Below are 14,378 nucleotides of genomic sequence, written 5' to 3'. Positions count from 1 at the left end.
GCGGAGATGGAGGCCGCCTACTACGCTCAACACCCGGCCAGGCAAACGGCCGGGCTGTCACACCAATAAGTCTCCGGACTCACCGGGGCGATTCAGTACCGCTTGGATTGGAAGTATTGTGTGGCTTCGGGGGAGTCGTTGTAGTCGAGGAGGTTGCCTACTTTTTTCGCCAGTACTTGGCGTACTTGTTCTGGTGTGGCGAAGAAGAATTCGCGGCGTGTGTTGGCGTGGTTCAGTCGTGCCGCGCCGAACTCTTTGTGGAGTTGGTTTTCGAGTGTGACTGCGTCGTCGGAGAAGTAGACGGCGTGGACGTCGAAGGGGAAGGGGACGGTCGACGCCAGTGGAAGTGTTTCCATTCGTATCCATCTTCGCCGGCGGTGCCGGTCAACTGCGCTCCTGGGACTTTAGCGATTGCCTTGAGGCTGCGTATGTTGTCGGCCCTGATGCTGGCGTGGAAGGTTTCGGCGGGTGCCGCAGACGGATGTTGTGCGCCAGCGATCTTGGCGGCCGTTGCGTAGCCGTTGCCCCAGAGTTCGGGATCGACCAGGGTGGAAAACGACATCGCTGGCCTTGCCGAGTGGATGTAGGCGTCGGTAGGGCAGAAGTTTTCCGGTGGGTCCCATTGAGCGAGGAGCTCGGCCGCGAGGAAGGCGACCGGGCGTGTGTGGTCGTAGGCGACCCAACTGTGCACCGATCGCCGTCGATTGCCGTTGGGGGACACGGCGCCCGAGGTCCACAGCAGGGTTAGGCACAGCATCGACCGCGATGCATCTGCCGGTACTCGAGGGTGATCCGCCAACCGAGCACTCTGGATTGTGTTGCAGGGTCGCAGGAAGGCCAGTCCCGCAGATGTAGCAGCGAGTAGCACCCCATCTGACTATCGCATTCCGCGCCGACGCTGCTCTCTCCGTGGTCGAGCCTCGGTTGAGAATGGTCGTGCCCGACCGCGCGCTGCCGGTGTTGCTCCTGTGCGGCCGAACTGCGGATCAGCCTGCTGCCCAGTAGAACTCGGTGACCGTCGCCACTCAAGTGCGTCGCGTCCAGCTGACCCGCGATCATCGTGTCCGCCAGTGCAATCGGCGCGACGGTGCGCCTGGTTTGTCAGCTGCTGGGCTCGCCTTCGGCGCGCTGGCTGGGAGAGGACAACCATGACGCCTTGGCGCACCCGCCAAGTGCTATCCCTCATCCTCGCCCGTCAGCGTGCGGATGGTGGCGATTCACTTGGCCTTGGCTGGTCTGGGCGAGCCTAGCCGCCGCAACCACACAGTCGGCTTACATTCCCGCCGAACGACTCTCGAGACCCGGCGACGGCCGGATCAGGAGGATGCCGGCGTGGGGAACCCGCCTGTAGCCTGTTCGAAGGCGTGGGCACCTGTCGTGTACACGCGGAAACCCATGGTCTCCAGGCTAACTCGCCCGAATTGCAACGTCGGCGGAATGGCGGGTAACAGTCCGCCCTGCTGATCTGTTTCCGGCGCCCCGGAACGGGAAATCGTCGCTACGTCGCCCGGTCGCCGCGGATTCCTCGTCGCGCCGACGACTTCGAAGTGTCTTCGGCGCGGCGGCCCAGCAGGGGCCGGAAGGAGTCTCGAGCGGATGCAGACGGCGACATACCTGTCGATCGGCGGGCTCCTGGTGGCGAGCGGAGCGATCCTGGCATTCATCGCAGCGATCCGCGTGGCCCGGGAGCCCCGCCGGCTCTCGACGGGATGCGTCCTGCTGGCGGCGGTCACCCTGCTGGGCGTCGGCGGCGCAACCGCGGTCGTCGGACTCGGCCCCGACGCGCCTTCGTCGTTCAGGGTGGTCGTGGTACTCACGGCTCCGTTCGCCGTGGCCGGTATCGCGTTACTGGTCAACGGAATCGAGCTGATGTCACGGGAGGGGTTTGCGGCGACCACCGCGTTGCCGGTCGTACTCGGGGCCGGCCTGATCGGCGTGGTGGCCGCGGTCGTCACCGTCGCGTCCGGTCCGACCATGCCGAGCTGGGCCATCCAGTCCACCGTTCTGGTCGCCGCGGTCGCGGTCTATTTCGTGGCGCATCTGATCGCGTTCGGCGGCTACGCACTGATCTACGGCAGCCTGGCGGCTCGTCCCGAAGCCGACGCCGTCGTGATTCTCGGCTGCGGCCTGAATCGCAGATCCGTCACGCCCCTGCTGGCCGCCCGACTGGACCGCGGTATCGACGCCTACCGCACAGCGCTGCGGTCCGGAGGCCAACCGGTCCTGGTCACCTGTGGTGGACAGGGTCCCGACGAGGCGACGACCGAAGCCGACGCGATGGCGCGCTACCTCACCGCCCGCGGCGTCAGCGGACACGCCATCGTCCGAGAACGGCACTCGCGCAACACCGCCGAGAATCTGCGTAATTGCCTGCGCGAACTGAACCGGCGCGGTATCGATCCGGAGCAGCTCCGAATCACGGTGGTAACCAGCAACTTTCACGTTCTCCGGACGGCCGGGCTGACCCGCCGCCTCGGTATCGATGCCCAGGTCCTGGGATCTCGGACCTCCGCCTATTTCCTGCCCGCCGCCTTCCTGCGCGAATTCGTCGCGGTATTGGCGACCCATTACCGGCGCAGCCACATCACGGTCGCGGTCTTGCTTCTGGTCGTCCTGCTGGCCGTGATGGCCCTGCCCTGAACCTAGGGCCGTGCTTCACCCCAGACGGGTGATCCGATCACGCGGCCGGGGCGGCAGGATCTCGTGCGGTCGGGCTCCGGTTCCACTTTCCGCCGGAGGCGTTGGATGGATGCTTCGTCGCGCTCGATCGGTGCTCGGGTATTCGGTGTGGTCGTGATGTTGTGCGCTGTGGTCTGGCCGGGCGTGCTCGCGTTGCCCGGCCGCCGGCGCCCCCGATGACACGCCGCTGTGTGCGGGGCGATTCATGTCGAACAACACGGTTCTGAACGTCGCGTTCCCGGATGCCAACGCCACCTACTGGGGCCTGCCCTATGCTCTGGGCCCCGGCGATTCGATCGAGCTAGACGCCAGGCGTACGAATCTCAGGTTCGAGACCGTGGGCAGGGCGTAGGAGTCGCACATCGCGAGACCGGCCTTTCGGTGGTTTCTTCATCGCCAGTGATTCCGCGACGTCGTGGTGAGGTTCGCGGTCGGGAGCCGATCGGCACAGTGCGTGCACGCCGAGTCGGCAACAACGACAAGCGGGCCGTTCGCCGTTCTATCGCGCTGATCGAGAGGAGTGGTCGTCACTGTGGTGGAGGCGGTACGGGCTGAACGCCAATGGGGCCGTTGGCGGCGGGTGGCCATCGATATCGACTTTTCCAGTGTGCCGAGAGTGTGCCGAGACGCGCACGGACGAGCTGGACATAGCAAGACCAGCCGGATGCGAAATGGCGCCTGACCTGGACTCACCGGACTCGCGGACCCTCATGGGACGAATTGCTCATATCCTTTGGGCATGCGCAAGCAGTCACCGAAGCTCTCGGGTCACGTGGACGCGTGGCTGGTGGCGCCCAGTGCGCAGGTGCGGCCGACCCCCGCTGATCGGGTCCTGCGGACGTTGAGCATGAGCGCCGACCGCAGTCGCCTGTGGCTGGTCGTGGCGGCGCTGATGTCGATGGGCGGCCGTGCGCCGCGACGGGCGGCCGTGCGCGGGCTCCTCTCGGTCGCGCTGGCCAGTTCGGTGGCAAACGGCATTGCGAAGCCGCTGTTTCCGCGCCGCCGACCGCCGGACGAGTCGGTGCCCTTCGTGCGACGGCTGGTGAGACCGCCGGTGTCCTCCTCATTCCCCTCCGGCCACTCAGCCTCCGCTGCGGCCTTCGCAACCGGCGTCGCCCTCGAATCTCCGGCCGCCGCGGTCGTTGTCGCGCCGATAGCGGCGGCCGTCGGCTATTCACGCGTGCACATCGGCGTGCATTGGCCCTCCGATGTGATCGCGGGCGCGGCACTGGGCAGTGCGATAGCCCTCGGTACCCGGCGTTGGTGGGCGCAGCGCGACGATGAGCCCGCCGAATTGGGTCCGCATGAACGAATCACCGCTATACACAACGGATTCGGGCTGCTGCTCGTGGTCAATACGGATTCGGGCGATGGCGCCGGCTCGGAGCAACTGCAGTTACTACACGAAAACCTGCCAGCCGCTGAGGTTTTAGCGGTGACCGAAGACCTGACCGCCCAGCTCGACGAACGCGCCCGCCGCCACGATATCGTCGCACTCGGCGTATTCGGCGGCGACGGAACAGTTTCGGCCGTCGCGGCCGCGGCGGTCGAACATCGGCTGCCACTGGCGGTTTTCGCCGGTGGCACCCTCAACCATTTCGCCCGCGATACCGGGGTGGAACACCCCGAGCACACTCTGGCCGCACTGGAATCCGGCGACGCGGTCCGCACCGATACCGCCGAGGTGCGATCCGGCGGACTCGCTGCGCGCACCTTCGTCAATACCGCAAGCCTGGGCGGCTATCCTGACTTCGTCCGCTTCCGCGAACACTGGGAGCCACGCCTGGGCAAATGGCCTGCCGCGGGAATCGCCATGGTGCGTGTGCTGTTTCGGGCCCAGCCGCTACCGACGACGATCGATGGCACCCGCACCGCCATCTGGATGCTGTTCGTCGGCAACGGCCACTACCGCCCCGCCCACCAGATCCCGATGTCGCGTCCCGCACTGCGCCACGGCACCCTCGATATTCGATATCTTCGCGCGGACGTGCCGTTTTCCCGTACCCGCCTGATCTGGGCCACCCTCACCGGCACTCTCGACCGCTCCGCGACCTACGTCAACCGCCGTGCCGACCGGCTGACCGTGCACGTCGATGGTGACCCGGTCGCCCTGGCCACCGACGGCGAGGTCGAGCACCGCGGCAACGACTTCACCTTCACCAGCCGCCCCGCGACGCTCACACTGTTCCGCCGGCCCGAGCCGAGTTGATTCGGCGCGTCAGTCCGCGACCACGCGGACCGTCCGCATCGAACTGTCGGCGGCATCGGGCACCATCATTCCGGCGCGAACCCCGGTGACCAGGTAGTCGATCACGGCCTCGTTCAGCCGCTCCCCGGGCACCGCGACCGGTATGCCGGGCGGATATGGCGTGAGCTGCTCGGCGACAATCCTCCCGGCAGCCGACTTCATCTCGACCGTATCGACGGCGCCGAAGAACGCATCGCGAGGGAGCATCGTGGTTTCGAGTTCGAGATCTTGCGAATCGGGAAGCCGAATCGGTTCCGGCGCAGGAATTTCCGGGGCCGCCGCGCTCAGCGATAGCAGTGCATCGAGCAGCCGCCTGGTGGTGGACTCGTCATCGGCCATCGACAGTGTCGTCATGATCCGGCGGTGATCGCTGAGTCCGACGTCGATGCGCGCGTTCTCCCGCAGCCAGTCGGCACACTGATAGCCGGACAGCCCGAGCTCGTCGCCATCGATGAGGACCTTGCATCCGGTCCAGGTCGTGCGAGGCCTCGGCGCCGAGCAACTCGTCCTCCAGTACGTGCAATCCCGGGATATCCTCGATATCGGCGCGTAGTTGTCCGGCCAATTTCAGTGCGGCGCAGAGCAATTCGTTACCGCGCTCGACCATCTGGCGTCGCCACCCGTCCAATGCCGCGTACACCATGACATTCGGGCTGGTGGTCATCAACAGATCGGCACATGCCGATAGACGTTCGCGTTCGATCAGGTCGCCCTGCAGATGGAAGACCGAACCCTGCTCGAATCCACAGCCCATCTTGTGCACGCTGACCACACAGACATCCGCGCCCGCATCCATTGCCCACGTAGGCAATTCGTCGTGGAACGGCAGATGCGCGCCCCACGCCTCATCCACGATGAGCGGCTTACCGCGCTCATGGCACACCTCGGCGATACCCCGGATATCGGCTCAGGTTCCGTACGGACTCGGGCTCACGATCAAGGCCCCTGCCGCTTCCGGATAGCGCTCCCAGGTTTCCCGGTTCTGCTCGGGCGACGGCGGATGGGACAGGTGCCGCTCGGCATCCCAGCGCGGGGAGATCCAGCGCGGCTGCACACCGGAGAAGATCAAACCGGCGACGATCGACTTGTGGCTGTCGCGCGCCACCAGCAGCCCCGGTGAACCGCCCGCGACCGCCATCATCGCCGCCTTGACCGACAGTGAACTACCGCAGGTCGAGAAGAACGCGTAGTCGGCGCCGACCGCGTCGGCCATCAACTCCTCGGCACGCGCCAGGTAGCCACCGCTTGCCCGGCGGTCGTCGAGTCCGCTGTTGCCGAGGACATCCGAACCGAATGTCTCGGCGCCGAGGATGCGCCGCACACGTTCGTCGGCGCCGCGGCCCTGTTGGTGGCCCGGCGGGGTGAAACCGTATCGGCCCAGCTCACGGTATTCGACCAGGGCGTCGAGTAAAGGGGCTCCGGCATGGTCCATATTGCCGACCTCCCCAGGGACACAGGTAGCAAACGGCTCGGTGGCGAGTTTGCCCGTGGCGCGCTGGTCAGCCTTCGGAGGAAGATGTGTAGTACTCCGCCGCAGAAATGAGGTGCACGATGGGAAAGCTGGATCAGAATGTGATCGATCTGCTGACCGACCAGCACGAGCAGATCCGGCGCCTGCTCGAGAAGCTGAAAGCGGGCCAGGACGATAAGCGGGAACTGTTCACCGAGCTGGTGCGCCTGCTCGCGGTACACGAAACCGCCGAGGAGGAGGTCGTGCATGCGGTGGCGCGGCGCGCGGCTTTCGGTGCCGACGACATCATCGGCCCCAGATTGGCCGAGGAAAACGCGGTGAAGCACGCACTGGCCGAACTGTACGACATGGGCGTCGACCATCCCGATTTCGATGCGAAGCTCGCCGCATTCGCCGAGAAGGTCTCCGCACATGCCGCGCACGAGGAGACCGAAGAATTCCCCTTCCTGCTCAAACAGTTCTCGGTCAACCAGCTCGAACGCTGGGCAGGCATGGTGCGCGCAGCCGAGAGACTCGCCCCGACCCGGCCACACCCCCATGCGGGCGAGACCGGCCTGGCGAACCTTGTGATGAGCCCGCCACTGGCCGTATTCGACCGAGCACGGGACATCCTTCGCGACATGCGCTCGCACTGAAACTATTACTGGAAGCACTTGGATGCCACTAGCGGGATCCGGGATGATCGCTGTTCGACAGCATCGCGCTTTGCACGAACACGACTGAAAACAGCCAAAACGGCGAGAACCGATAAGACCATTCGCCCAGCTCAGTGAGACGGTTCAGGTGGTGCCCGGCATGGCGGCAGCGCGAGTCCGGTCTGCGGCTTCTGCATCCGCGTAGCACGTGATGTCTGTATCCGGCATGGTTCCCACGCTGAAGTATGTGTTGATCGCGTTGTTCACGCAGTTGCTCAGTTCGGGCCGGAATGTCATGTGGATACGGACATCCTGCAGCGTAACCATCCGTGACTCGGACATGTCCTGATGCAATCGGACGCCGTGGGCATAAGGAGTTCGGGGATCTCCTGTCGCCTGCAAGATGAGCGCGGGCACAGAATTCCGGACGACAGTCGCAGGCTCGACCGGCCGAGGCCAGAAGGCGCACGGCTGGATGTTGTTCGCCAGCGCGCCGAACACCGGCTGCGTGGCGCGGGTCTCTTCGATGTTGCGCCAGTACCAGGTCGGATCAATCGGTGCCCCGACATCGCCGCAGGCGATCTGCGCGAGCACCGAGTTCTCGTTGTCGCGCAGCGCCTCCACGATGGCGCGAAGCCGGGGTGTGCGCGATGTAGTGGGCGGACCGCCCGCGGCGTCGGCGATCTCCCGCACGGTGGCGGCCATCGCTTCGTTCAGCCGGAAGTTCATCAGCAAGCCGTGCAGGATGAACGGAAGCCAGTGATCGTCAATGGCAAACCCATCGATGACAATGGGTTGGCGTGCGGCGATACGAACGAGCTCCTCGACCTTGGCTCGCACCTGCTGCGGAGTCGCACCGAGCCGGAACTCGTCATCCCGACCGGAAACCCAGCCGGCCCAGTCGTCCAGCGCGATCTCGTCTGCTGGGCCCCAATCCTGAACCAAGCCCTCCCAATACCGGTCCGGGTCGATCGCGCTATCGAGCACGACGCGGTCACTCCTCTCGGGGAACATCTGCGTGAACACGGCACCGAGGTAGGTGCCGTAGGACACTCCGTAGAAGTTGACCTTCTCCTCACCGAGGGCGCCTCGCACAATGTCCATGTCACGCGCGGTGTTGCGAGTGGTGAACTGCCTCAGCTTGTTCGGATCACGAATCAGGCAGGTCGCGGCCATCCCCGCGGACTGAACGGTGTCGTGCACGAATCCCAGCGGATCCAGACCCGCCGACCGAATCATCTCGCCTACCGGCCACCCGCACCGCGGACTCCGACCGGATTCGCCGACCCCGCGCGGATCCATGCCGATCAGGTCGTAACTCGCCAAGACCTCCGGCGAGAGCACATCACCGAGCAGATCCAGACTGTCCAGGCCCTCCGCACCGGGGCCGCCCGGATTGGACAGCAGAATTCCCCGCCGCTGCACCGGATCGCCGGCCTTCACCCGCGAAATCGCCACGGTCATCGTTCGATCGGGAGTCTCGTAGTCGAGCGGCACCAGTACATCCGCGCACTCGCCACCGGCCTTGTCGACATTCTCGACGCCGCAAGGCTTCCACTCGAGCCGCTGGTGATAGAACCGGTCCAACCCGATCGGGTGCGCGTCGTCCACCGGGCCCGCCTGGCTGTATGCCGGCACAGCCATCAGCAGGGACACCGCCACTACAGACATCGAACGCCAGAACAGGTTCACCGACAACAGACTTCACCTCTCGACATGAGGGATCACGCAGGTTGGTGCGACGTGAACCGTAGCCGATACGGCAGTTCGGTTGTGGTAGCCCACACCCACTCAGGAAGAGCCAAGCATTTCGGCGCGCATCCAGTCCATCCAGTACGCGGTCCAACCGGTGGTTGAACGACCGGCTGGCGGATGGTCTGCACTGGTCGACAGCATGGCGCGCTGATCGCTGCCAGGTTCGGTATGGGCGCGTTCGCCGCGCCCCTGATCACGGGGCTCGCCATCGGCGATGAACCAGCTCGATGTCGGTGCCGGGGACCGGGTTACAGCAAATCGGCGTACATACTGCCCGCGAGGGTGCCGAACTCGATCTGGGTTGGAAACATCGAGGGATTGCCCGCGCTGCGGTGTTGGTGGTTGGTGTCGATCAGGGTTGTCGCCCACTCGTATAGCGGGTCCGGGACCCGGTACCGGCTGCCGTCGGTGCAGCGAATGTAGACCGGTGCAGCGGGGTCATCGACGCTGAGTGTGTCGACGTCGAGAATGAGGCCGGTTTGGCGGCGGGAGGAGACTACCGGCGGTCGCAGTTCGATCTCGTCCATGCTGCTGGAGGGTAGCGCGGATGCCTGCTCGATAGGCGTGAAGACACCGGATTCGCCTGCCTTTGCGCGGATAAACTGGTGGCAAAGCAGGACCTGTTGAGCTGTTGCTGACTCGGTGCCCACAGTCCATGGGTACCTGCGGGCGGGTTCACATGCTGGAGGGCAGGCGCGTCGCGACTCGCGTCAGGTGTGCCGCGGCGATGAACTTCTGGACTACACGCGCCGACTCGATCACTGGTCGGCTGTCAGCGGTGGATGTCGAGTTCGCTGAGAAGGTCCCGCACGCGTTGTTCGGTCTGGTCGCGGATGGCTCGGACGGTGTCGAGGTCCTGTCCTGGGGGGTCGTCGAGTTTCCAGTCGCGGTAGGTGACGCCGGGGAAGTAGGGGCAGGTGTCGCCGCAGCCCATGGTGATGACGATGGTGGAGGTTTCGACAGTGTCGGGGTGAGGATTTCGGGTGTCCGGCCGGTGATGTCGATGCCGAGTTCGGCCATCGCTTCGACGGCGAGGGGTTGATGGTGTCGGCGGGTGCGGTTCCGGCGGAGCGGACTTCGACGGCGTCACTGGCGAGGTGGGTGAGGCCGTGTCGGCGGCGTGCCAGCCAGTCAACCATGGAGACAACAGGATTGAAGTGCGCGCCGGAGACGGGCCCGAATACCGCGGTCAGCACCGCCAGCCCGAAGACAGTCGCGGTCGAGTTCTCCAGCAGCTGCAATCCGACATCGTTGGGCGAGAGCTGAGCGGCGGCGATCCCGGAGCCGACCACGACACGGATCTACCGGGAGGAGACCTCGAGGCCGCCTACGGGTCAGCGCCACTGCGGCCGGATTGTCGGTTTGTCGACATACCAGCCCCGCGGGTGTCAGGGGTGTCCACCGATGCTTGCCAACGGGATCCGTGGCCTCGGCCCCGTGGAGGTTGTCAGTGGGTCAAGATGAGGGATGCGGACTCGCTTCCACGAGGACCTCGACCGGCTGGCCGCTCAGTTGCAGGCGATGTGCCAGCGTGACCGGACCGCCGTCGCGACCGGTACCAATGCGCTGCTGCGCGCCGATCTCGAGCTCGCCGAGCAAGCCATCGATATCTGCCGTGACCTCGATACCCAGCGCGATAATTGTGAGCACGCCGCAGTGACGCTGCTGGCGTTGCAGGCCCCGGTCGCGGGCGAGTTGCGGCAGGTGGTCACCGCGATCCAGCTCGTCGGTGACCTCGACCGGATGGGCGTGTTGTCCGAACACATTGCCAATATCGCGCGCCGCAGGCATCCCGCCTGCGCGGTCCCGGTGTCGGTGCAACCGATCGTGGCCCGCATGGGGGCGGCCGCTGTCGCGATGGCGACCAGCGCCGCCGCGGTGCTGGGGTCGGGTGACCCGGGCGACGCCGCTGCGCTCGATGGTCAGGACGACACGATGGACCGGCTGCATCACGACCTGCTGGCAGCGGTGCTCGGCGATGACTGGGCTGGCGGGACGGCCGCCGCGGTCGATCTGACGCTGCTTGGCCGTTATTACGAACGGTTCGCCGACCATACTGTGCAGGTCGGCCGTCGCACGATCTTCATGTCGACCGGTGAGTCATTCGGCGACTGGTCTTCATCCGGCGGCGAATGACGCAGTCTCGGTGCGGGGGTAGGACGCCGCCGTTATCGGAACTCGAACAGTCGGCGGCCACTCAGCCGCGGTGTGATCGGTGTACGACCGCGCGTTTCTGCGTGAAAGCCGTTGCGCGGCAAGGCGACGTGCCGGTTGGCCGATACAGAGCCGGGTAGTGCGAACCTGTGGGCCGACAGCGCCCGCCGCCCGTTTGCGCAAGACCGCACCGCGATGGCCCGCCCGGCCTTCAGCAGTGAAGAAGGTGCTCGATTCGGTGATAGCGCGACGGCGCCCAACCTTTGAGCTCCACCGTGCACGCACTCAGGCGATGACCACGGGGCCGGCCCGCGGCGAACTCGACTGGTTTCAATACAATTCATTTGCGGACAGGCGGTTTGTCAGCCGGAAGGATTCGACGAGTTCTTTCAGCCCGAGCCTCGCCACGATTCGCTGTCGTACGGCACCGGTTCCATGGTGTTCCAGCGCGGTCAGTAATCGTCTCGCCACGGCGCTGTCACCGACTTCTTCGAGTTCGTCGGCGATCCAATCGATCAGATTGCCCAGCATTTTCAAAGCGGGCACCTGCACTTCCTCGACCGTATCGATCGCGGGTCCGGTGAGACCGTGCCGGGCAGCCGACCATACCGCGGCCGCCCCGACCTGTTGGTCGATATGCGGGCCCTCGATTCCGGCTTCCAGTTTGCCGATGGCGGTTTGCACCAGCCCACGTGTCAGTACCGCCTGCAGGACGGATCTACCTTCGTCGCGAATATCCCGCCACGCCGACATACCCGCGAAATATTGTGGCAAACACCTGGCAGCCATGACCTGTGGGCACCTCGCAGCAGGCTCGCCGCACGTTTCGGGCGTTGATTCAACCGGCCGGAGCCGGGTAAGCGGGCGGTGTCAGCCGATTAGGCGAATATGGGAGGTATACACCATGGCCGAGCACAAGAGCGGTCCCCGCGAAGCCGCCGAGGGCGTCGTCGAGGACGCCAAGGGAAGGATCAAGGAAGCCACCGGAGCCGTCACCGGCCACGATGATCTGCGGAATGAGGGCCGCGCGCAGCAGGACAAAGCCGAATCCCAGCGCGACGCCGCACGTAAGGAAGCCGAGGCCGAGAAAGCGCGGGGCGAAGCAGCCGCGCACGAGGCGCGGGAGCGTGCTCGTCAACACAACCGGTAGCGCCCGCAGCTGCTGCGCTACGGGTTGCCGAGGACCGAGTCCGTCGGACACAGCGAAATGCACCTGTCGGGCCGACCGCGTAAAAGGTGATCATCCGTCGGACTGGTAGGTATTGCCAAATGCCTTTGACACCACCTCCGGTACTGGCGTTTGGGAGCGGCGGGCCGGTTTGCCGGGGGTGGATCCACTTGCCGCGCAGCCAGATCATTCGCCGAGTAACAGAGTGGGGTATCGTTCCTGGTTGACGTCTCGACAACTGACTCGCCACCGCCCGAGTTGATGTCAGTCTGTGAGACGGCGGCTCGGGGCTGGATCTGATCGAATCCGTGGATTGTCGATCCACGGTGCAAGGGCGGCGGCGCTGTCGGTGTTGGTGGGCCGCGTCGCTGTGCGGCTACGTGAGCAGGAGCCCTGGATCCCAATAGCCTTGGGGCACTGTCGATTACAGTCCAGCGTGGGAGAACAGTCCGGGCGAGCCGATGGCCTGTTGCGCAACCGGCGCGGCCGATTCGGTGCGACGTCCGGAATCTCGTACGATCCGCTCGAACAGAGCCAGATAGGCATCGATCATCCGATCAGCGGTGAAACGTTCGAAGACATCGTCCCGACACGCGGAACGATCGAGTCCCCCGACTTTCGATACCGCCGCGACCGCACCCGCGACATCGGCGACGAGGAATCCGGTCCGGTCGTGGCGGATGATCTGGGCCATCGAACCCAATGGTGTTGCGATGACCGGTGTCCCGGTTGCCATGGCTTCGACGACCGACAGGCCGAACGGCTCGGCGAAACCGATCAAATGCAGTAGTGCGCGGGCGCCACCGAGTAGCGCGTCTCGCTCTGCCGGGCCGACCGGACCGAGATAGGTCACATCGGTGCCGGTGAGGTGCGGTTCGACCGCTGAATGGAAGTATTCCTCGTCTTGAATCACTCCCGCGATGATCAATGGCAGTCCGGCCTGGCGCGCCACTTCGATCGCCAGGTGCGTGCCTTTGTCCGGATGAATTCTGCCCAGAAAGAGCAGATATTCGCCGTGCTCCTGCCGGAATGTGAACTGGGCGAGATCGATACCGTGATGAATCGTCGCGGCGTAGCGCAGATCCGGGTCGCGATCGGCATCGGTGACCGCCACATAGTGGGCAATATCACCGAATTCCCGATAAACCGGAATGATTTTCGGCGAGGAGAAGCCATGAATCGTCGTCACCATCGGCGTCGTCACCAGTCGGCTGTAGGTCAGCGGCATGAAGTCGAAGTGGTTGGCGAGTATGTCGAATTCACCGGCTCGCGCGAATGCCATCGAATTATGCAGCGCTTCAAAGACTTTCGCATCAGCACCGGCGGTCTCCTCATACCCCGACGGCGCGGCGGACACCAGCCGCGCCGAGGTCTCGGAGTCCGCCGTCGCGAACAGTGTGACATTGTGCCCGCGCGCTACGAATCCCTCGGCCAGCGTCGAAGCGATTTGCTCCCGCGGGCCATAATTTTTCGGAGGTGAACGGTGGGCGACCGACGCGATAACGCCGATTCTCATAATATTCCTCGATTACTGGCGGCAATGCCGCCGAAAGCCGCCCCAGATGTGGGCGAACATGATGCAGCGATCATAACACACCAATTTCCCGTCGATCCGAGTGTTATAATCGAGGCCTGGTTGCCGATCCCTCCGCACCTTTTGCCCGGAGCGGGATTCTCAAGCGCTTCAGCGCAACACGATCAGCCAATTGAGTGGCTGCAGACAGCGGCACCGTCGGCGCTGCCTCGAAGCAGAAAGGCTGACGTAGTGTCAGTTCGGTCCTACGGCGTTCTGAGCACCTGTTCACCGACCCAGTGCGCGACCTTCACCGGCGCACTGGTCGAGGCATTGACCGCGGCCGGCGAAATCGGTTTTGTGCCGGTCGGTTTCGGGCGCCGCCAGACGGTCGGCGTCGCCGCCGTGGTCGACAGTTGGGATCCGACACCGCAGCCTGAGGTGGCACATCAGGTTCCGGCCGGACAGTACCGGGTGGTGGGACAGACACGTCCGAGAGTGCTCGCGCGTCACGGTGCGTCCTGCCGCACCGGCCACGTCGACCGCGCCGCGCGCCGCGGTGTCGCCAACGCGGTGCACTTCGACGCCCGCTACCTGTCCGATGTCGAGCTGTACCTGATCCGGCAGGCCGATGTCGTTCTGCCGCTCTACGATTCGCGCGAGCAGGTGACATCCGGCGTGCTGATCGAGGCAGTCGCGGCGGGCAAACCGGTGATATCGACCGACTTCCCGCATGCCGAAGAACTGCTGTCGAG

Annotated in this window: 11 protein-coding genes and 2 pseudogenes; 6 read left to right on the top strand and 7 right to left on the bottom strand. The window is 65.0% G+C overall.

What is annotated here, in order from left to right:
- Positions 1–92: 92 nt before the first annotated feature.
- Positions 93–356: a GIY-YIG nuclease family protein gene (locus tag ACZ60G_RS43655; RefSeq protein ID WP_465818246.1), complete on the bottom strand. Its 264-nt coding sequence runs from the start codon at positions 354–356 to the stop codon at positions 93–95.
- Between the two features lie 1,240 nt (positions 357–1,596).
- Between ACZ60G_RS43655 and ACZ60G_RS43650 the strand changes: the two genes are divergently transcribed.
- Positions 1,597–2,640, top strand: a complete 1,044-nt coding sequence (locus ACZ60G_RS43650) for a YdcF family protein (RefSeq protein ID WP_465818244.1) — start codon at positions 1,597–1,599, stop codon at positions 2,638–2,640.
- 778 nt (positions 2,641–3,418) lie between these two features.
- The gene (locus ACZ60G_RS43645) at positions 3,419–4,888 is read left to right on the top strand and encodes a phosphatase PAP2 family protein (RefSeq protein ID WP_465818242.1); all 1,470 of its coding nucleotides are present in this window, start codon (positions 3,419–3,421) and stop codon (positions 4,886–4,888) included.
- 9 nt (positions 4,889–4,897) lie between these two features.
- On the opposite strand, the pseudogene ACZ60G_RS43640 reads toward ACZ60G_RS43645, so the two are convergent.
- Positions 4,898–6,359 (bottom strand): annotated as a pseudogene (locus ACZ60G_RS43640) (aminotransferase class I/II-fold pyridoxal phosphate-dependent enzyme).
- A gap of 119 nt (positions 6,360–6,478) precedes the next feature.
- On the opposite strand from ACZ60G_RS43640, the gene ACZ60G_RS43635 reads away from it, so the two are divergent.
- On the top strand, positions 6,479–7,033 hold the full coding sequence (locus tag ACZ60G_RS43635) for a hemerythrin domain-containing protein (protein WP_465818240.1): 555 nt from the start codon (positions 6,479–6,481) through the stop codon (positions 7,031–7,033).
- A gap of 144 nt (positions 7,034–7,177) precedes the next feature.
- Here the strand turns inward: ACZ60G_RS43635 and ACZ60G_RS43630 are convergent, their stop codons facing one another.
- The 3 genes and pseudogenes from ACZ60G_RS43630 to ACZ60G_RS43620 all read right to left on the bottom strand — a co-directional run bounded on the left by ACZ60G_RS43630 (position 7,178) and on the right by ACZ60G_RS43620 (position 9,927).
- On the bottom strand, positions 7,178–8,725 hold the full coding sequence (locus tag ACZ60G_RS43630) for an alpha/beta fold hydrolase (RefSeq protein ID WP_465818248.1): 1,548 nt from the start codon (positions 8,723–8,725) through the stop codon (positions 7,178–7,180).
- 311 nt (positions 8,726–9,036) lie between these two features.
- A complete protein-coding gene (locus ACZ60G_RS43625) occupies positions 9,037–9,315 on the bottom strand; it encodes a hypothetical protein (RefSeq protein WP_465818238.1) in 279 nt (92 codons plus the stop codon).
- Between the two features lie 245 nt (positions 9,316–9,560).
- Positions 9,561–9,927, bottom strand: a pseudogene (locus tag ACZ60G_RS43620) (arsenate reductase/protein-tyrosine-phosphatase family protein).
- A 328-nt stretch (positions 9,928–10,255) separates the two neighbouring features.
- Between ACZ60G_RS43620 and phoU the strand changes: the two are divergent.
- Positions 10,256–10,924, top strand: a complete 669-nt coding sequence (gene phoU / locus ACZ60G_RS43615) for a phosphate signaling complex protein PhoU (RefSeq protein WP_465818237.1) — start codon at positions 10,256–10,258, stop codon at positions 10,922–10,924.
- Positions 10,925–11,272: 348 nt separating this feature from the next.
- On the opposite strand, the gene ACZ60G_RS43610 is transcribed toward phoU, so the two are convergent.
- Positions 11,273–11,695 (bottom strand): hypothetical protein, encoded by a 423-nt coding sequence (locus ACZ60G_RS43610; protein WP_465818235.1) that lies wholly within the window; start codon positions 11,693–11,695, stop codon positions 11,273–11,275.
- A 151-nt stretch (positions 11,696–11,846) separates the two neighbouring features.
- Here ACZ60G_RS43610 and mbp1 point away from each other — a divergent pair, with 151 nt between their 5' ends.
- The gene (gene mbp1, locus ACZ60G_RS43605) at positions 11,847–12,092 is read left to right on the top strand and encodes a microaggregate-binding protein 1 (protein ID WP_465818233.1); all 246 of its coding nucleotides are present in this window, start codon (positions 11,847–11,849) and stop codon (positions 12,090–12,092) included.
- Positions 12,093–12,534: 442 nt separating this feature from the next.
- On the opposite strand, the gene ACZ60G_RS43600 is transcribed toward mbp1, so the two are convergent.
- Positions 12,535–13,626, bottom strand: coding sequence for a glycosyltransferase family 4 protein (locus tag ACZ60G_RS43600; RefSeq protein WP_465818231.1), 1,092 nt, complete (start codon positions 13,624–13,626; stop codon positions 12,535–12,537).
- A gap of 249 nt (positions 13,627–13,875) precedes the next feature.
- Between ACZ60G_RS43600 and ACZ60G_RS43595 the strand changes: the two genes are divergently transcribed.
- Positions 13,876–14,378: glycosyltransferase (locus ACZ60G_RS43595; RefSeq protein WP_465818230.1), on the top strand; the 503-nt coding region annotated here is incomplete at its 3' end.

This window comes from Nocardia sp. NPDC102475, assembly GCF_055584605.1.
This window is presented reverse-complemented; position numbering and strand designations above follow the sequence as displayed.